At 47.2% G+C, this 19435-nt stretch carries 17 protein-coding genes; 14 read left to right on the top strand and 3 right to left on the bottom strand.

Translation table 11 applies throughout. The annotated features are described in order from the left end of the window. The first annotated feature begins 270 nt into the window (after positions 1-270). Entirely contained in the window at positions 271-1428 is a 1158-nt protein-coding gene (locus HQM15_06520; protein MBF0492417.1) for a deoxyguanosinetriphosphate triphosphohydrolase, read from the top strand. Positions 1429-1443: 15 nt separating this feature from the next. Continuing rightward, positions 1444-1692 carry a hypothetical protein gene (locus tag HQM15_06515; protein ID MBF0492416.1) on the top strand — a complete coding sequence of 83 codons (249 nt, stop codon included), beginning with the start codon at positions 1444-1446 and terminating at the stop codon, positions 1690-1692. Here HQM15_06515 and HQM15_06510 read toward each other — a convergent pair. Next, the gene (locus HQM15_06510) at positions 1674-3098 is read right to left on the bottom strand and encodes a transglycosylase SLT domain-containing protein (GenBank protein ID MBF0492415.1); all 1425 of its coding nucleotides are present in this window, start codon (positions 3096-3098) and stop codon (positions 1674-1676) included. The two genes, HQM15_06515 and HQM15_06510, sit on opposite strands and share 19 nt — an antisense overlap. An 81-nt stretch (positions 3099-3179) precedes the next feature. On the opposite strand from HQM15_06510, the gene HQM15_06505 reads away from it, so the two are divergent. The 12 genes from HQM15_06505 (at position 3180) to HQM15_06450 (ending at position 16331) form a co-directional block, all read left to right on the top strand. Next, the gene (locus tag HQM15_06505; protein MBF0492414.1) at positions 3180-3950 is read left to right on the top strand and encodes a TlyA family RNA methyltransferase; all 771 of its coding nucleotides are present in this window, start codon (positions 3180-3182) and stop codon (positions 3948-3950) included. Positions 3951-3964: 14 nt separating this feature from the next. Next, positions 3965-5659: a tetratricopeptide repeat protein gene (locus HQM15_06500; GenBank protein ID MBF0492413.1), complete on the top strand. Its 1695-nt coding sequence runs from the start codon at positions 3965-3967 to the stop codon at positions 5657-5659. A gap of 119 nt (positions 5660-5778) precedes the next feature. Continuing rightward, positions 5779-6597, top strand: coding sequence for a hypothetical protein (locus HQM15_06495; protein ID MBF0492412.1), 819 nt, complete (start codon positions 5779-5781; stop codon positions 6595-6597). Positions 6598-6616: 19 nt separating this feature from the next. Next, on the top strand, positions 6617-8182 hold the full coding sequence (locus HQM15_06490; protein ID MBF0492411.1) for a peptide-binding protein: 1566 nt from the start codon (positions 6617-6619) through the stop codon (positions 8180-8182). 8 nt (positions 8183-8190) lie between these two features. Then, entirely contained in the window at positions 8191-9300 is a 1110-nt protein-coding gene (locus HQM15_06485) for an ABC transporter permease (GenBank protein ID MBF0492410.1), read from the top strand. Positions 9301-9306: 6 nt separating this feature from the next. Continuing rightward, on the top strand, positions 9307-10287 hold the full coding sequence (locus HQM15_06480; protein ID MBF0492409.1) for an ABC transporter permease: 981 nt from the start codon (positions 9307-9309) through the stop codon (positions 10285-10287). Beyond that, on the top strand, positions 10284-11375 hold the full coding sequence (locus HQM15_06475) for an ABC transporter ATP-binding protein (protein ID MBF0492408.1): 1092 nt from the start codon (positions 10284-10286) through the stop codon (positions 11373-11375). The genes HQM15_06480 and HQM15_06475 overlap by 4 nt, the downstream gene beginning before the upstream one ends. 255 nt (positions 11376-11630) lie before the next feature. Then, positions 11631-12596, top strand: coding sequence for an ATP-binding cassette domain-containing protein (locus HQM15_06470; GenBank protein ID MBF0492407.1), 966 nt, complete (start codon positions 11631-11633; stop codon positions 12594-12596). Positions 12597-12678: 82 nt separating this feature from the next. Continuing rightward, positions 12679-13425, top strand: coding sequence for a hypothetical protein (locus tag HQM15_06465; GenBank protein ID MBF0492406.1), 747 nt, complete (start codon positions 12679-12681; stop codon positions 13423-13425). A 94-nt stretch (positions 13426-13519) separates the two neighbouring features. Then, on the top strand, positions 13520-14659 hold the full coding sequence (locus HQM15_06460; GenBank protein ID MBF0492405.1) for a Re/Si-specific NAD(P)(+) transhydrogenase subunit alpha: 1140 nt from the start codon (positions 13520-13522) through the stop codon (positions 14657-14659). Beyond that, positions 14656-14967, top strand: coding sequence for an NAD(P) transhydrogenase subunit alpha (locus tag HQM15_06455; protein ID MBF0492404.1), 312 nt, complete (start codon positions 14656-14658; stop codon positions 14965-14967). The genes HQM15_06460 and HQM15_06455 overlap by 4 nt, the downstream gene beginning before the upstream one ends. After that, positions 14964-16331 carry an NAD(P)(+) transhydrogenase (Re/Si-specific) subunit beta gene (locus HQM15_06450; GenBank protein ID MBF0492403.1) on the top strand — a complete coding sequence of 456 codons (1368 nt, stop codon included), beginning with the start codon at positions 14964-14966 and terminating at the stop codon, positions 16329-16331. The genes HQM15_06455 and HQM15_06450 overlap by 4 nt, the downstream gene beginning before the upstream one ends. A gap of 15 nt (positions 16332-16346) precedes the next feature. Here HQM15_06450 and HQM15_06445 read toward each other — a convergent pair whose 3' ends face one another. Further along, entirely contained in the window at positions 16347-17141 is a 795-nt protein-coding gene (locus HQM15_06445) for an NAD(+)/NADH kinase (protein ID MBF0492402.1), read from the bottom strand. 78 nt (positions 17142-17219) lie between these two features. Next, a complete protein-coding gene (locus HQM15_06440; GenBank protein ID MBF0492401.1) occupies positions 17220-19226 on the bottom strand; it encodes a hypothetical protein in 2007 nt (668 codons plus the stop codon). Between the last annotated feature and the right edge of the window lie 209 nt (positions 19227-19435).

The raw sequence follows: 19435 nt of genomic DNA, 5'->3' as shown, positions 1-19435 counted from the left end.
AAGATCCGTCGCTATTTTTTAGAGGAAAAAGTGGGTCCCTATCCTTGCGAACCACCGGGTCCCTATCATGCGTACAGGTGGGGCCCTATCATGCGAACTCCAGGCTCCCTGTCATGCGCGCTGACATGATGATGCATTTTGGTACATGATTGTCCTGCATGACAAGTCATTTTGTGGACTTTATGAGTGCTAATATTGAAATAAACTTGTTCATTGGAAAAAGTTTGAATGACCCTTTGACTAAACAACAATGTCGATTAAGGGTGGATCATGCTTAAAACCCGTGTCCATCTTGAAGAAATAGAATTCCAAATCCTTGCTCCTTATGCCTGTCATTCTCAAAAGTCGATGGGAAGAGAATATGCTGAACCAGAACATCCTTACCGCAGCCGTTTTCAGCGCGATCGGGATCGTATCATTCATAGCAAGGCCTTTCGCCGCCTTGAGTATAAAACTCAGGTCTTCGTCAACCATGAAGGGGACCATTATCGTACTCGACTGACGCATAGTTTGGAAGTGGCGCAGATTTCCCGCAGCATGGCGCGCATGCTGGGCCTGAACGAAGATCTGGCTGAAGCCATCGCTTTGGCTCATGACTTGGGTCATCCTCCTTTTGGACATTCGGGGCAAGAAGTGATGGACGAACTCATGAAAGATTTTGGAGGTTTTGAGCACAATCGCCAATCTTTGCGAGTGGTGACCCTGCTGGAGTTGGCTTACCCAAATTTTCCAGGGCTTAATTTAACCTATGAGGTGCTCGAGGGAATTTCAAAACATTTTACAGAATATGATCTTCCCCAAGGTCGGGTGTTTGCTCGAGAAGGAGAACCCAGCTTAGAGGCTCAAATGGTGAATCTGGCCGATGAAATTGCCTACAACAACCACGATTTGGATGATGGTTTGCGTTCGGGCTTGATTAGTCTTGCTCAACTTAGAGCAGTAGAGTTGTGGCAGGAAAATTTTGAGGGTATTCAGAAACTGTATCCGCAGGCCCCCGAAGAGATTCAATGTCGAGTGACTGTGAAGGGTTTGATTAATCTTCTAGTGACCGATCTCATTGAAGAGACGCAAAAAAATATCTTGGAAAGAAATATTCAAACCCTGGAAGAAGTTAGAAGTCGCGGAAAAATGCTGGTGGGCTTCAGTGAAGGGATCAAGAAAAAAACAGTGGAGTTAAAGCGTTTTCTCTTCGCCAATCTGTATCGCCATTATCGTGTCGAACGAATGGCCCATAAGGCCGGGCGTATTATTCGTGATTTGTTCAAGGCTTATTTGGATCATCCCAAAATTTTACCCACAGAAGTCTTTCAAAAAATTCAAGAGGGCTCTCAGGTAGAACGAATCGTTTGCGATTATGTGGCAGGCATGACAGATCGTTTTGCTTTGGAAGAGTACGAAAAATTGTTTAATCCGCATACGAAGGTATAAAAAGGATTTGAAATCATGAAAGATAGAAACGTAGAGATCTTACTCAATACTCCGCTGTTAATTATTGCCGATCGGAACAAGATTAAAGAAAAGCCTATTTTGGAAAATATCTTGAGGGTGGGCGGAAAAATAATCGAAAAAAGCTCGGCGGGGCTGCAGCTAACAGTCAAATGGGTAGGGTCAGACAGGCAAGTTGAAAAAATTCCCCCCTTTGCGGAAATTTTTATTCCCCTTCACAAGATTGATCATGTTTTGCTGGGTTGAGTGAAGCCTGGGAGTAGAGAGGGTTTTTCATTTTCAAAACGCCACAGGCTTTTCAAAACTTTTTGGACGTAATTGTAAGTTTCTTTGTAAGGGATTTGGTCCATCCACTCTTCGCAGTTTTTACTTTTTCTTAATCCAATCCAGCGTTCTACAGCTTCAGGGCCTGCGTTGTAGGCCGCGATGGTGTAGACCAGATTTCCAGAAAATCTTTCCATCAGCATCGAGAGGTAGGTGATGCCAAATTTCGAATTTAGCCAGGGGTCCAGTAAATCATTAAAATCAAAAGTACTGAGGTCTAAAGCCTCGGCAATTTCGAAACCTGTTTCAGGGATCATCTGCATAAGCCCCAAGGCCCCTGCAGGGGATGTTGCTTTAGGATTGAAATGGCTCTCTTCGTACAGGATTGCATAAATTAATGCGGGGGGAATCTTTCGAATTCTAGCGAGCGCTTCCACCCATTCGTTAAAGGAGGCAGGTTTCAATTTCTGAATTTCCGTTTCTTGTTCCTTTAAAACCTGTTCCATTTCTTGAAAACTCAAGACCCGAGGCTGAGTGTCAGCAGTGAGTTTCTTGTTCTTTTTCTGTTTTGCAGAAGGTGATTTTTTGCTGAAGGGAGATGCAGTCATTAAACACGCGTTCGCATCCAGATTTTTTCTGCGCATGTCCCAGAGGTTATAAAAATTGTTTTCCATCTGAAGCAATTCCTTGTGCGCGTTGTTTGCCTTTTTGGTTTCATGAATCAGGTCGTTCCAACGACTTTCCCAAAACAAAACCCTTGCGTTGCTTTCGGGGTATTTTTTTTTGAAATTTTGTAAATCTTCCAGAGCTTCGCTGATCTGACCCAGGTTTTTTTCGCAGACAACCTTCAGCCAAAGCGCATCGTCTGTTTTTGGACTTTTGGGGTAGCTTTTAACAAAAATGTCTGTTTCTGGAATAACCTCTTTGCAGCGGGACGCATCGTACAAAAGAAAGATTTTTTTGTAATCTAAATTGGGAGAAGGCTGATCCGTCAAACTTTGCAACAGCACAAGGTTTTTCAAGGCCAAATCGAACTGGCTGGAGCGGGCATAGGCAGAAACAAGTTTGTCTAAAATTTTAGAGTTGTTCTGGTTTTCAACTTTTTCAGAAAGAGGCTGATAATATTTTGCCGCCTCCCGGTAGTTGCGGGCCTTAAAAAAAGCCTCTGCCGCTTCTTCGCTACGTCTATCGACTTCTTCAGGGCTGCTTTTATCCAAAATAATTTTCAGCTCTTCACTCGCCTTGATCCAGCGCTGCTGACTTCGGTAAAGTTGCAATTGTTTTTCGTGGTCTTCTAGATTTTGGGCAGAATTTTGGGCAACGCCTTGAGCTTGCAGGTTTTGAACTCCACTAAAAATTAAAACAAAAAAGAAAAATAAAATTTGCATGAAGCTTCTATCTTATTTTTTTATTTCCAGGGTCAAATTTAAAATCTTGAAAAATGATGTGGAATGGGTTTGTTGCTCGTCATGAAAAAAGAACGCATCGATAAATTGTTGGTCGATAAAGGCCTGGCCCCTTCGCGCGAACGGGCCCAGGCCTGGGTGATGGCGGGGCTTGTCTTTGCAGGGGGGCAAAAGGTTTCAAAGGCCTCTCAGACTTTTTTGCCTGAGATGAATATTGAAGTGAAAGGCCAAGATCATCCCTATGTTTCGCGCGGGGGAGTGAAGCTGGCTGGGGCCTTGGATCATTTTCAGCTCTCCGTAAAAGATTGGGTTTGTCTGGATGTAGGGGCCTCCACCGGCGGTTTTACGGATTGCTTGCTCCAACGCGGGGCAAAGAAAGTGTATGCACTGGACGTGGGGCACAATCAACTGGCTTGGAAAATCAGACAGGACCCACGGGTGCTAGTGATCGAAAAAGTGAATATCCGTTATTGGGAGGCCAAAGAATTGAGCGAAGTTCCTCAGTTAGTGGTAGCGGATGTGTCTTTTATTTCTCTTTCGTTAGTAATTCCTCCCCTGTTTCGTTTGTTGGATAATTCTGAGACCTTTTTTCTTTGCCTCATCAAGCCTCAGTTTGAAGTGGGTCGCAAAGATCTTCCTAGTGGTGGGGTTTTGAAAGATGAAGCCAAGAGGGAAGAAGTGTTACAACAAGTGCTAGAAAATTTGAAAAAGGAAGGCGCAGAGCTGCTTGGATCTTGCCCTTCCAGTCTTCCAGGGACCGAAGGAAACCTAGAATACTTTGCTTTCTTCAAAAAAAAGCCGACAAAGGGCTTGAAAGTCGCTTTGTTTCTGTGAATGATGGAATCCGCATGAATTTTCTTCAAAAAGTTATTTGTACGAGTTGTGTTGCCTTGAGTGTCTCTTGTGCAGGAAATCCTCAAAAACAAGTACGCCGCTCGCAAGTGGAGCGTTTTTTTTCGGGGCATTCCCACGATCAAGTCCATGAGCAGGCCCAGCAGCAGAAAAGCCTGCGTTATTTTTCTAAAGAAAACTCCTATTTTTATTATGTGCTCTCCGAACTGGATGCCTTTGAAGGACATACCCTGGAGGGAAGGAGCTTGCTTGAAAAAGCTATAGCCTTGCATCCCAGCTCTTCTTTTTTGCAGCTCGAACTTGCTCAGCATAGTATTGAAAGCAATCAGGTAAGTGAGGCCTTTGAGGCTGCCCAGAAGGCGGTTGAACTGGATCCTAAAAATACCGATGCCCATCTGCTTTTGGGAAAGCTTTTGGCGGCCAAAAAAGAATCTGAAAAAGCTATTGCCCAATATGAAACGGTCATCCAGTTGCTTCCCAAAGACGATGAGGCTTATTCTTCGCTAGTTCGCGAATATCTTGCCCAAAAGAAAAACGCCCAGGCCTTGGAGGTGCTTGCGCGACTCAAGAAGGCCAATCCCGAATCGAGTATCGCGTCTTTATATTCAGGTTTGATTTATGCGAGTTCCAAATCGAAAAAGGATATTTCTAAGGCCATTGAGGCGTTCAAGAATGTCCTGGAAACCAGTCCGGAAGATTCCCGTGCGCTTCAGGCCCTGGGGCAGCTCTATGTGGATGAGGGTAAAAATGCCGATGCGCTCAGGATATACGAAACCCTGGCAAACCTTAATCCTAGTGATCTTTCCATACAGGTGCGCCTGGGTTTGTTGTATTACGAAAAAAGAGACTATAAGTTGGCCATTGAGGTCTTTAAGAAAGTGCTGGCCAGGAATCCCAGTGCAGATCGAATCCAGTATTACCTGGGGATACTTTATCAAAATACAAATGACGATACTGAGGCCTTGAAATATTTTGCGCAAGTGCCAGCGGAATCTACTTATTATAAAGATGCCGTTCTGCGCCAAGTTTTGATTCTGCAGCAGCGTGCCGAAACCGAAAAATCCTTAAAGCTTATCCAGGAAGCCCTTGCAAAAAAAGAATCGGTCTCCGAATTTTATGACGTGTATGCCAATATCTTAATCGCTCAGAAAAAAATGACTGCAGCAGTAGAAGTCTTGGAAAAAGCCATTCAGAAATTTCCAAAAGAAGATCGCCTGCAATTCAGTCTGGGAGTGGCCTACGACAAGCAGGGGAATTTCGAGAAAAGTGTTCAGACGATGCGAGAAGTAATTCAAACCAATCCCAAAAATGCCTCGGCGCTCAATTACATGGCCTATACCTTTGCGGAGAAAGGCATCTATCTGGATGAAGCCCTGAAATACGCCCATGAGGCGGTTCTATTAAGACCCAAGGATGGTTTTATTCTCGATAGCTTAGGTTGGGTTTACTATAAAAAAGGGGATTTTGTGCGGGCATTCCAGAATTTGCAAAAGGCCATCCTCTTAAACCCCGGCGAGCCCACCATTTTAGAGCATATCGGAGATGTCTTTGCCATCCTGGGCGAACGGACGAAAGCCGTTGTCTATTACAAAAAAGCCTTCGAGTTCTTGCAGGCCAAACAGATTAAGGACCAGGAAGACGAAGAAGATCTGGCCCGCTTAAAAAAAAAGTTTTCACATCCGCTAGTGTGATTTTCTCCCTCCCCCCTGGAGGGGGAGGGCAGGGAGAGGGGGTAAAAAGAAAGGGACATTTTCCTAAAATAAAGGATTTTAAGAGTAGTAAAAAAAAATAAAAAAATGGAACCTTTATCATGCACCCTCTCCCGAAAACCCTGCGGCTTTTCCTCATCCCCTCAAGGGAGAGGGGATTAATCCAAAAAATATTTCTAATCTTCACATTTCTTTTTGTAAGTGCCTGCGCTCCCAGCCAGAAAAAAATCCAGAGCCTCCCCAATCTTTCGGAACAAAGCCAGATAAAATCGGATTTTCTGGCTTACTTGAATGCTTTTGAGGGCGTAAATTCCTTTCAAGGACTGGCCGAAATTAAATTGAAGACCCGAGGGCGCGCTTATTCCGCTACGGAGGTGCTGCAAATTCGACTTCCCCATCGATTTAGCCTGGAAAGTCTGGATGATCTGGGAGGGCTTTTATTTTTATTGAAATCGGATGGAGAACAGTTACTGCTTCAGGATGTGCAGGCCCAAAAAAAACGGGTTGAAAAACTTTCTCCCCATTTGCTGAGGCAATTCCTGCCCTTTCAAACCAGTATTGCCCAAACCCTGGGGCTTCTTTTTGGAAAACTGATTCTGCCTCCAGAAACCACTGAACCTGGCTTTGCGAGGTTTGCAGAAAATCCAAATCAGGTCTGGATCTCTTGGGCCTCCACCCGTTATTTGTGGGATGAAGAGTTCAAGCGCGTCACCGTCTTGGAGACCTATCAAAAAAACAGACTCCTTTTTCGTTATGAGGCCTCCAACTTTGAAGGGGTAAAAGTCAAAAATATCGCCCTCCCCCATAAAATTTGGTTGAAAGATTTCGCTCAAGGCAGTGAAATGGGCCTTCATTATTCCAACATGGAAATCAATGTCGAAGAAAAGCCAGGAGACGCTGCGTTTGAAATTTTACCTTAGTGCAATAAAATTTTTAATTTTGCTGTTTACTTTCACAGCGCTGTCTTGCTCTTCCTTCAAAGCCCCCAAAGATCCCAATATCCTTGTCGTGCATATGGCTGCGGATCCGACTAATTTGAATTTGTTGATTTCCAATGATTTTGCGTCTTCGATGGTCAACGGGTACATTTATGAAAGTCTCATCGCCCGTGATAACGAAACGCTGGAATGGATTCCGCGCTTGGCCTCGGCCTGGGAAGTTTCAAAAGATGGGATGCAATATACCTTTCATCTAAAAGAGGGTATCCAATGGCACGATGGGCTTCCTCTTACGGTCGAAGACATTCTTTATTCCTTCAAAAAAATCCAGGAACCGAACCCCGAGACCCTCCACCTCTCCAACTATTACAAAGACATCTCCAAGCTGGAAAAACTGGATAAAAATACGGTGCGCTTCACTTACGCCAAACCTTATTTCAAGGCCCTGGAATTCTGTGGGGGTCTGCCCATTATTCCCCAACATATTTATGACGATGGCCAGGATTTTAACACCCATTCTGCCAACCGTAAGCCCATTGGCACGGGTCCTTTCCAGTTTGAGCGCTGGGATGCGGGAAAACAAATTGTTCTCAAACGAAATGAAGATTATTGGGACAAGTCGCGCTTTCCTCAAATTAAGGGGATTGTGTTTAAGGTGATTACCGATGACGCGGTGGCCCTGATGGCCCTCAAAAAAGACCTCATCGATCTGATGAATGTCAGCCCCATCCAATGGATGAAGCAGACGAATTCTCCGGATTTCAACGCGCGTTTTGTAAAGCACCACTACGATGCCCCGGTTTATTATTATGTGGGATGGAATCTTCGCAGGCCTCAATTTAACGATAAAAAAGTTCGGCAGGCCTTAACGATGCTTTCCAATCGGCAGGCCATTGTCGACAAACTGATCTATGGACTGGCGAAGGTGATTAGTGGGCCCTTCTTTTTTCAAAGCGACTCTTATAATAAAAAGGTAGAACCCCTGCCCTACGATCCCGAAGCGGCTGCCAAACTTCTGGATGAAGCCGGTTGGACGGATCACGATGGCGATGGCATACGCGACAAAGACGGAGTAAAACTTGAATTTCAATTGCTGGTTCGCACCGGGAATCGCACCCACGAATATGTGGCCAGCATTCTGAAGGAAGATTTCACGAAGGCCGGAATAAAAATGGAAATCATTCCCATGGAGCGCTCTATTTTATTTCATCGCGCTCAGACCTGGGATTTTGATGCAGTGATCATGGGTTGGAGTTCGAGTTTTGATGATGATCCTTACCAGGTCTGGCATTCTTCTCAAATTGAAAATGAACAACATCAAAAAGGTTCGAATTTTGTGGGTTATAAAAATGAAGAGGTGGATGAAATTCTGGAGAAGGCGAGGTCCACCTTCGACAAAGAAAAGCGCAGCGCCCTGTACCAGCGCTTTCATGAAATTGTGGCCGAGGATCAACCTTATACTTTTTTGTACGCCAATCCGACCTTGCTGGTTCGTTCCGCCCGATTTAAGAATGTGAAGATTTACAAGGGTGGAGAAGATGTATTGGAGTGGAAGTTGCTGGAGTAAAAAACTAAATGTCCCATTATTTTTTCAAAAGACTAGCCTTAATTATCCCCACCTTTCTGGGGATTACCCTGCTTACCTTCTTCATGATCAAGCTTGCCCCGGGTTCACCTATCGAAGAAAAACTGCAATCGGCCGAGGGGATGAAGGCCCAGAATTTTTCGCAAGAGGTCATTGATCAGATTCAAGTGCTCTACGGTCTGAAGGTAGTGCTGCCGGGCTGGTACGAACATTTTATCCATAGCACCAATGCCAGGTTTTTTGGGGTCAGCGATGTGGAAACGCAAAACTGGTTTCGACGCAGCATGGTGTGGGTGGGAGAAAATTGCATCCAGTATGGGCGTTGGATGAAAAGCATTGTGCATCTCGATTTTGGAATCAGTTTTAAAGACAATCGCAAGGTCATCGATAAAATCAAAGAGGCCCTGCCCATTACCCTGGCCCTCAATCTGATTGAAGTCTTGATCGTCTATTTTATCTCGCTGCCCTTGGGGGTGTATTCGGCGTTTAAAAAAGATTCTTTTTTCGACAAAAGTTTGATGCTGACTCTCTTTACTCTTTACTCGTTACCTACTTTCTGGGTGGCCATGATTTTGATTATGCTTTTTTCGAGTGGAGAATATTTCAACTGGTTTCCCATGTTCGGACTTTGGTCGGATGGCGCCGAGCACCTGAGTCGGCTGGGTTATTTAGAAAATATCCTTTGGCATTTGGTGTTACCCATTGTGTGTATGGTCTATGGAAGTTTCGCCTTTCTCTCCCGTTTTTCCCGGGCCAATATGCTGGAAGTCATCCAACAGGATTACATCCGCACGGCACGGGCCAAGGGCCTGACAGAAAAACAAGTGGTCTGGAAACATGCCTTCAGAAATTCACTCATTCCTTTGGTGACGCTGATGGGCACTCTATTGCCTGCCTTGCTTGGAGGCAGTGTGATCATCGAACAAATTTTTTCAATCCCCGGCATGGGTCGTCTGGGATTTGAAGCGGTGTTCCAACGGGATTATCCTTTAATTATGGCCATTGCAGCCATTGAGGCCCTGCTGACCTTAATTTCTTTGCTGCTTTCCGATTTACTGTATGTGGCGGTAGATCCACGGATTGATTTTAGTAAGAGTTAAAAACGTATGAACGCCTGGACTCATTTCAAAAAAAGAAAACTGAATCTCCTGGGCCTGATGCTCGTGCTGTTCCTTTTTCTTTTGGCCATTTTTGCGCCCCTGCTGGCGAATTCTGAACCCTTGTATGCTTCTATCGACAATAAGGTTTATTTCCCACTTTTTCATTCCATGGCGTCTTATTCCGAGCTTTCTCTCGAGAAATTACACGATTCCAATTTTCAAAGACGAGAGGAGGTCTTCCTCTTGTGGGCCCCCATTCCTTTCTCCCCTTTTCAATACGATCTCGATGCCATTCTGGAAGCCCCTTCTTCGAAACATTTTTTAGGGACCGATGAGCAAGGCCGCGATGTGGCTGCCCGTCTTATTTATGGGGCGCGCATCTCCCTTTCCGTAGGTTTTATCGCCGTGGGGATTTACGTGCTCATTGGCATTTTTCTCGGAGCACTGGCCGGTTATTTTGGTTCTTTGGTAGATGGTGTGATCAGCCGCGTCATCGAAGTGGTGATTTGTTTTCCCACTTTTTTTCTCATTTTGACGGTCTTGGCCCTCGTAGGTCCTTCTATTTACAATGTGATGATCGTGATTGGTCTTACCGGTTGGACCGGAATTGCCCGTCTGTTGCGAGGAGAGTTCTTAAAACTGCGTGAAACCGATTTTGTGTTGGCGGCCAAGGCCCTGGGGGCATCTTCTCTACGCACCATCTTTCGTCATATTTTACCCAATGCCCTCACCCCCGTTTTTGTTTCGGCTACTTTTGGAATTGCCTCGGCTATTCTCACCGAGTCGGCCTTGTCTTTTTTGGGCTTGGGCGTGCAACCTCCCGATCCCAGCTGGGGGCACATGCTTTCCAACTCCAGGGATTACATTGATTTTGCCTGGTGGTTGGCCTTGTTCCCAGGGCTGGCCATTTTTTTGACCATCCTTTCCTTTAATCTGGTGGGAGAGGGTTTGAGGGATGCTCTGGATCCCCGGGGGAGGGCTGCATGAAACTTCTCGATATCCGAAATCTGGTAGCCGAAATTGAAGGCCCCTCCGGAAAAATATTTCCAATCGATGGGCTGAACTTCAGTTTGTATCAGGGCAAGGTGTTTGGCTTGGTGGGTGAATCCGGCTCTGGGAAATCGATGACGGCCCTGAGTTTACTGCGGCTTTGCGAGCCTGCAAAGATAGTGGGGGGGAGAATCCTCTTTTTTGAAAAATCTGAAGAAGAGTTGCCCTTACTCTCGGAGGAGAAAACCCCTTTAGAACCCCTTCATCCTTTTGCCGCGATTTCTAGCGTCGAAGAAAAATTGGATCCCGAAAAAGCGGGTTTTGCCATCGACCTGCGTAAATGCAGCAATTCCGAACTGAGAATGTTCCGCGGAAAAAAAATTGCGATGATTTTTCAAGAGCCCATGACGGCCTTGAATCCGGTGCTGACGGTGGGGGAACAGATTCGGGAAACCCTATTAGCGCACGAAAATATTTCTGTTCAGGAGGCCCAGGAACGAAGCCTTGCCTTGCTGAATCAAGTGGGCATTGCCGATGCCAGCCGGCGTTACCACGATTATCCTCATCAACTTTCAGGGGGTATGCGCCAGCGTGTGATGATTGCCATGGCCATTTCTTGTGAGCCTCAGGTGCTGATTGCCGATGAACCCACGACGGCCCTGGATGTGACGCTGCAGGCACAAATTCTGGATCTGCTGAAAAAACTGGTACAAGAAAAACAGATGGCGCTGTTGTTGATCAGCCACGATTTGTCTTTGGTGTCGCATTATTGTGATGAAGTGGCGGTGATGTATGCGGGAAAAATTGTAGAAAGAGCACCGGCAAGCGAGCTTTTTTCGCGGCCCAAACATCCTTACACCCAAGGCCTGCTGTATTCGCTTCCCACTTTTAAAACCCCGGAAGAGTTTGACAATCGCCCGGCACTAAAAATGATTGGCGGAAATGTTCCAAACCTGGCAAAGCTGCCCAAGGCCTGCCGCTTTCAAGATCGATGTGAAAAAATGAGTCCCAATTCCTGCATCGTAAAGGCCCCTCCTTTGAAATATATTGGAGAGCAGCATTGGGTGAGATGTGTGAATGCTTGAGTAGTTAGCAGTTGTTAAAACTAGTAACTGGTAACTTGAGTTCCGCAGATTTTAGTAAGAAGCCACTCTGAAAAGTCCTCTCTCCCTTGAGGGGAGAGAGTCAGAGAGAGGGTGATCCTGAGTGCACTAGAAATACCCCTCACCCTGACCCTCTCCCTCAAGGGGAGAGGGGAAATGCTTTATAGATGGGTACTTGCCAAGAATGAGCAAAAAATGATTCTTAAAATCTGCGGAACTCAAGCTGGTAACTAATCTATGCCACTTCTAGAAGTTAAAAACTTAATAAAACGCTTCCCCGCCGCCACTTCTTTTCTTGGAAAAAAGAAATGGGTGGCTGCGGTGAATGACGTGTCATTCTCCATGGAAGAAGGTGAAACCCTGGGCTTGGTGGGGGAGTCTGGTTCCGGGAAATCCACTGTAGCAAAGATGCTGATGGCTCTTTTGAAACCCGATTCAGGGACCGTACGCTTTGAAGGGGAAAACCTCCATCAATTACGAGGGGCCGGTCTCAAGCGGGCAAGACGAAATTTACAGATGATTTTTCAGGATCCTTTTTCCTCTTTAAATCCGCGTCAAAGGGTTGAGAGCCTGTTGCAGGAGGGAATGAAGATCCATCATTTGGGTAGTCCGGATGAAAGAGAAAAACGCTGTCTGGAACTATTAAAAACGGTGGGGCTGTCCGAAGAAGCCCTGGGAAAATATCCCCATGAATTTTCAGGCGGTCAACGCCAACGCCTGGGGATTGCCCGTGCCTTGAGCGTGCTTCCCAAATTGCTGGTGTGTGATGAACCCGTTTCGGCCTTGGATGTCTCCATTCAAGCACAAATGATTAATTTGTTGGCTGATCTGAAAGCCAAATACAAACTCAGTTATTTTTTTATTTCTCACGATTTGAGGGTTGTGCAACATTTAAGCGACCGCATTGCCGTGATGTATCTGGGTCGCCTGGTGGAAATCCTTCCGAGTAGTCAATTGTTGAATTGCAAACACCCCTACACCCAATCGCTGATGGCCTCTTTGCCTTCTCCTCTGCAAGGCAGCGTCCACCTTAAGGCCTTGGCAGGCGAGCCTCCTTCTCCCCTCAATCCGCCTTCGGGCTGTAGTTTTCATCCGCGTTGCCCTTTTGCAGAAGAACTTTGCAAACAAGAAAGGCCTGTGTTAGCGGAACTCGTTCCGGGGCATAGTGTCGCCTGTCATTTGGTCAAAAAAGTGCATAGCTGATTTTTCACCCTCACCCTGACCCTCTCCCCTCAAGGGAGAGGGGACTTTTGGGATGTAATTATCGGCAAAGGAAAAAATAAGTATGAAAAAACAAATCCGAATATTAGACCTCTTGCATAAATCAGCGAACGGCCCAAGTTCAAGGCGCGGAGGGTCCAAAAAACCGGAGTTTGCTACTGCAAATGAGGATTTTTTGGAAACCGCAACGCCGAAATTGGGTCGTGCAGCGATTTATGCAAGAGGTCTATTAGCTCTGCTCTTCATCGTCTGCTCCGCCTGCTTCAGTTCTTCCGAAAGGCCTCCCAAAGATACCAGCCAGGCCCGTCTGAATGTGCCCACCTGGGGAGTGGTGGTGGATGCGAATTACGATAAAAAACTGGATGGATTGGTGCCTGGCTATAAAGTGGTGACGGTGGCCTTAAGCAATAGAGGGGTCGATACCATTAAGTTGGATCCTGTGAAAGATGAATGGGTGGTCGAAGATGCCTGGGGCAAAAAACAAAAAGGAATTTATTCGCTCCGAATCAGTGACGCCAAGGCCTGGGCGCAGCTTCCCTCCAAGGTAAAGGACATCATCGAATATCCGGCTGGGGTGCAAGTGGGCTTTACCCAAACCTTCGATTTGTTTTTTTCCGAAAAAGTCGATTTATACAATTTCCGCTCCATCAGTTTTTATTCAGCCAGCCTAAAGAAAAATTTTGATGCCCTTTCTTCCAGCTCACTCGACCGCGCGGTTCCCTCGAACGATCATACCCCCTCCGAAGTGCCGGATAAATTGATTACGCCTTCGCATGGTTCCAAGATGAATAAGGCGAAAGACAAAAAATAGACTTCTTTTATTTTTTTGAGGTCACCTCAAAAAAAATATTGCCATGGGTCTCTTTTTTATAGTACCCAGCCGCGGTCAAAAAAAAAGGAGTTCCATGACTATTCGATTAGGAATACCCAAAGAACTAAGTGAAGGCGAGTCTCGGGTGGCGCTGGTTCCCGATGTAGTGGGCCGTCTGGTGAAGATGGGCTATGAGGTCTGCATCGAAAGAGGCGCGGGAGAGGCTTCCTTTTTTCCAAATGAATCTTATGAAAAGGCAGGGGCGAAACTGCAGAGTCGGGAACAGATCCTTCAGAATTCCCAGGTGATCCTCAAAGTAGCCCCCCCCCTCGAAGAGGAAATCAAACAAATTCCAAACGGGGCGATCCTCATCAGCTTCCTCTATCCCTACCGCTTTCCAGATCGGGTGCGCGAACTTCAAAACAAAAAAATTACCTCCTTTGCGATGGAACTCATCCCCCGGGTGACCCGTGCGCAGAGCATGGATGCCCTCTCCTCGCAGGCAACGGTCAATGGTTACAAGGCTGTCTTAATTGCGGCAGACCGCTGCAGTCGCTTTTTCCCCATGCTCACCACAGCAGCAGGAACGATTCGTCCTGCAAAGGTTCTGGTGTTGGGGGCTGGCGTGGCGGGCTTGCAGGCTATTGCCACTTCTCGAAGGCTTGGGGCTGTTGTGGAGGCCTATGATATCCGTAAGAGTTCGAGAGAACAGATTGAGTCGCTCGGGGCAAAATTTGTACAAAGCACGGTGGATGGAGAAGGCCAAGGAGGCTATGCCCGAGAATTAAGTGCGGAAGAGAAAAAGAAAGATCAAGAAACCTTGGACAAACACATTGCTTCGGCGGATGTGGTGATCAGCACGGCCCATGTGCCCGGACGACCTGCTCCTATATTAATTAGCGAGGAAGTCGTGGGTCGTATGAAACCCGGATCTGTCATCGTCGACCTCTCTGCCGAATCCGGAGGCAATTGTGTTTTGACGAAGCTGGGAACCGAGGTGGTAAAAAATGGCGTGCGCATTGTGGGTCCGGCCAATCTGTCCAGTTCTCTGCCTTTTCATGCCAGTGAGATGTACGCAAAAAATATGTTTAACTTCCTTACTCTCCTCACCCAGGAGGGGAAAACGCTTAGCCCTAACCTTGAGGATGAAATCATTATCGGATCTCTGCTCAGCTATCAGGGTGAGATCAAGCATGCCCCCACCAAGGCCTTGCTGGAGGAAAAAAGATCATGACTGAAAATCTCATGCCTGCTCTCTACATCTTCTTACTGGCAGTCTTCACCGGTTACGAGGTGATTTCGAAGGTGCCCGTGGTGCTTCATACCCCGCTCATGTCGGGTTCAAATTTTATCCATGGAATCGTCGTGGTCGGAGCCATGGTTTCCCTGGGTCTGGCGCATACCATGCCCGACAAAATTATCGGATTCCTCGGAGTATTTTTGGGGGCCGTGAATGCCGCCGGGGGTTATGCCGTCACCGTACGTATGCTTGAAATGTTCGAGAAAAAGAACGAGAAAAAGAAAAAGGAGCCTACCCCTTGATCTGGATACAACTCACCTATTTTGTAACGGCTTTGTTATTCATTGTGGGCTTGAAACGCATGAGCTCTCCTCTGACCGCACGTTCCGGAATTATCTGGGCGGGAGGAGCCATGTTGTTGGCCACGGTAGCCACTTTATTCCAACCTAATTTAGGAAACTATCCCTTGATGCTTATCGCCCTCGTGGTGGGAAGCATTATCGCCTGGGTTGGTGGTAAAAGAGTGGCAATGACCAACATGCCCCAGATGATTGCGATCTATAATGGGATGGGAGGGGGCGCGGCTGCCGCTATTGCCGCGGTTGAACTCTCAAAAGGGGACGATCTTCCTTTTGGTCTGAAGGCGATTACCGTTATAGGCGGGCTTATTGGGATGGTGGCTTTCAGCGGAAGTGTGATTGCCTTTGCCAAATTGCAGTCTCTGCTGAGAGAGCGTCCTTACACTTTTCCGGGCCAGCAATTTTTAAATATGCTGATCCTGCTGGCAGCCATCGCGATGGGGGCCAGTTTGCTTTTCTGCCCTGCTGCCACCCTCTGGTTCTTGGTACTCTTCTTCGCCCTCGCCTTCCTTTTTGGGGTTATGATGACTCTTCCCATCGGCGGTGGAGACATGCCCGTAGTGATCTCCCTCTTCAATGCCCTCACCGGTCTTTCGGTGGGCTTTGAGGGATTTGCCCTGCAAAATTATGCCATGATAGTCGCCGGAACCGTTGTGGGTGCCGCAGGGACTCTGCTGACTCAGTTGATGGCCAAGGCCATGAATCGTTCCATCCTCAATGTATTATTCAGTGCCTTTGGACAGGAGAGCACAGGAGGCCAACAAGAAATTAAGGGAAGCATGAAGTCTATTGAGCTTGAGGATGCCGCAATCTTGATTGCCTACGCAGAGAAGGTCATTATCGTCACCGGTTATGGAATGGCCGTGGCCCAGGCCCAGCATAAGATGCGCGAGCTTTCCGATCTGCTCGATCAACGGGGAGTGGAAGTAAAATTTGCCATTCATCCCGTGGCAGGACGTATGCCCGGACACATGAACGTTCTGTTGGCCGAGGCGGGCATTCCCTACGAAAAACTCTTTGACCTCGAAGAAATCAATGCCGAGTTCCCTTCTACCACGGTGAGCTTGGTCATCGGAGCCAACGACGTGGTAAATCCTGCGGCTCGTAATAACACCTCCAGCCCTATCTACGGCATGCCGATTTTGGATGTGGATAAATCCAAGAACGTCATCGTGATCAAGCGCGGAAAAGGAAAAGGTTTTGCTGGCATTGAAAATGAACTCTTCTACACCGACAACACCCGCATGCTTTATGGCGATGCACAAGAAGTAACAAACCATCTGATCCAATCGCTGAAGAAATTATAAGGCACAAGCTCTTTGTTAGATTACCATTTTTAATTTCTTCTTCGAAACACCAATACTCAATACTTCCCCTTCGTTCATCGAAAAGGCATGATGAGAGCCATCGATGAAAACCATGGCCTTGGGCATGTGAGGGCTCAGTTTAAGGGTTTGATGCGGGGCGAGTACTCCGTGAGTCAACCTCAGTGTATTTTTTTTTGTGCTAAAGGGTTCCCGAACTACAAACTGAAAATGAGGATCTTCCTTGGACAAGATTTTTCCTCCCGCAGAGTGCGTGGCCGCGGTGGATCCTGTTGCGGTAGAAATCCAGACCCCGGAACATTTTTGTTCCTCTTTTTGATGATCCACTTCAATTTGATAGCGTGTGGTTCCTGCAGGGCAGGGATGGCAGAAAAGAATGTCATTTAAAGCCAGTACAGGCAGAGTTCTGTTTTTGATTTTTGCCTGCAAACGATAAACTTCCGTAATTTTGGATTTTCCAGAGAGAAATTGGTCCAGAATGGCCGGAAACCCCTGGGCATCCGACACACAATACTCGCCGTGGCTGGCCTGCGGCACAGAGTTGATGCCCATCAGAATTTGCCCATTCAAGGCCAGATGAGAGGCGTGCAGAAAGGTCCCATCGCCTCCGACGGTTACAATCAGATTCGCGCTACTGATATTGTTTCTCGAGTGGCGAGAGGTAATTTGATAAAAAATATTCCGCTTCGAAAGCGCCTCTTCAACGCGTGCAATACTCTCCAGATGCGTGGATTGGTGTCTGGGATTGGGGGCTATTTTTTTTAAGATGACCGTGACATTAAAATTTTGCATCCCGCACTAGTAAACTGTCCTTTGCTTTTCACTCAATAAAAAAATGGGCCTGTCGTGTTTTTTGGAATCAAATTTAATTTACGCTGGTACATTAAACTCACTCACCGAGCCTGTCTCACCAGTGGGAGAGGAAAGGCTTGGTATCAAAGCTGGGTTTTCTCTGAGTGCATTTAATACACTGTTTACTTGTCTATCTCCTGGGCGAGCAGGTCTTGTGATAGTGTTTCCCGTAGCGGGATCTATTTCCGAGACCCTTGCCTGAAGGACCACGACTCTCACCCGATTGCTGCTTCCGGGTTCATAATAAAGGCCAATTCTTACCGACTGAAGACCTGAAATCTTACGGTCGTTGATCGCATCTGAAAGATGATTATAAATGCCTCCAATCGCTGCTTGATTTAAGCGGGCTACTGGTCGGCCACCAGCGCTTAGAGGATCCGTCACCCCGATATTGTCAGAGAGACTGGGAGGTAAGCCACTAGCTGCTCTGAGTACAGCATTTCCAGGTCCTCCTCCTATTGTACCGCCTGATCCGATGTTATTAGATGCGGCAGCGGAGGGAGTCCCGAGATTTCCAAGGCCTACCCCTGCAGCAGCTTGTCCTCCTCTAACTATTGCTGACCCTGTAGGAGAAGGTGATGTTGAATCTTGCGGTGGCGCTTCAGGTGCAACTCCAGGTGCTTGTGGTTGTCCAGGAGCTCCAACAAGAGTGGCCACTGTGGCAGTATTGCTACGCCCTAAAGCAGCTAAGGCAGCCTCTGCCTCTGCAGAAGCTCGAGTGGCTTCATCACTTGGAGTTGTGTTCAGAGCAGGAGTTGGAGTGGCCATTTCAGTAGGAGGAGTTATGGTTTGAGAAGTAGTAGTTATGGGAGCCTCTGAACGCCAGGCTCCGGGTGCTGCTGGTAATGGAGGCACAACTGGGGGCCTAGTTGCGCCAGGCGTTTCTGGGATAAGCGTTCGGGCTATTGCCACTGGAGCTGGCGTAGGCGTGGGTGCTGGAGTTGCGGTGGGTTGAGGTGTTGGGACTGGGGCTGGAACTACTGGTGTGGTAGTTGCCACCGCAATCCCTCCTGTCGGTACCGCTGGGGCCCTCGGATTGCTTGGGGGAGGAGGGTTTGTTCCTTCAGGCCGCAAGCTTCCCAATACCTGTCCCAACTCAGCCTGGAGACCCTGGATGGTTTCTGGTCTTGCCTCTGTATGATGGAGAAGTCTGCTGAGACTCTCATCTGCCAAAGCACATTCCCGTAGGGCTCGGTCTGGGTCACTGCTTGCAAAGCTGCGCGCGCTACCCAAATGCTGTCCGACGCTTAATTCCAAATCACGGGCACCGAGTTCTGCCACTGCGGGTCTTATTTCAGGATGTGCATCCATGTTGATGCGGGGATTTGCCGTTTGGATAGAGGCACGAAGTGTGTTGTGTTCTGTCTGCAAACTGCTCAGCCACCCGGCGTCATGTCCAGGAAGGGCCGCCATGCGCTGATAGTTTCCTCTCACTTGATCCAGAAATTCCAGGGCACGGGCGGGTTCCCCTCTTTCGAGATGACGTCGTGCTTCTGAAAGTTCAAAGCGTGCATCCATCCAAGCGGCGGATTCCGTAGACGGTAAGCTTGCATGCAGTTGCCCTAATCTTTGCTGAGGAGGTCTATAAGTGTCGTTGGCAAAGAGTGGTCCTAAGGTTCTATCCCTATAAGCGGTATCGTTGTTGAGTTGCTGGTATAACTGTCTGGTGTTTGCTGGGATATCTCCATGTCGGGCATTAGAAGAACGTATATCCGCCCGAAGTACCTGCGCCTGAAGAAAAAGTTCTCCCGCAAGCTGGGCCCTTCCGCGTAATCGTTCAGTTGCTGCAGTGTGATCTCCACCAGGAAGCCCTTGAAGTTGAGCATAACCCTGTCTCACTTCAGCCCTTAAGTGTTGCACTTCTTGTAAGATGCTGTGAAGTGCTTCCCTTGGAGGGACCTGCCCTTGCAAGCTTGCATGGCCATCACGTTGAACGATGCTAAATTCTTGGTGATGCTGATTGTCTGTAAAGACGTAACCATCTGCAGAATTAGGATTGGCATTCGGATTGATATGAAAACCCATGGTCAAACTCCTTTGTCTGTGTCTACACCGTCTCACATTATCCGTTAAAACTTCACTCCTTTAAAGAGATATCGTTTCCCGAGGCCTCAAAAGTTGCGTCTCTGAAAATTTTGCTAAGAATTGCTAAAAGAAAGTCTGCAAATTCTCTTTGACACTTTTATCAGCTTTGTTACCCTACAACTCTCGAACTCTATTTGAATTTTAACAGG

The sequence above is a fragment of the Deltaproteobacteria bacterium genome (genome assembly GCA_015233135.1).
Taxonomy (GTDB): Bacteria; UBA10199; UBA10199; order JADFYH01; family JADFYH01; genus JADFYH01.
Note: the sequence above shows the minus strand (reverse complement) of the source record. Positions and strands in the feature narration are given on the sequence as shown.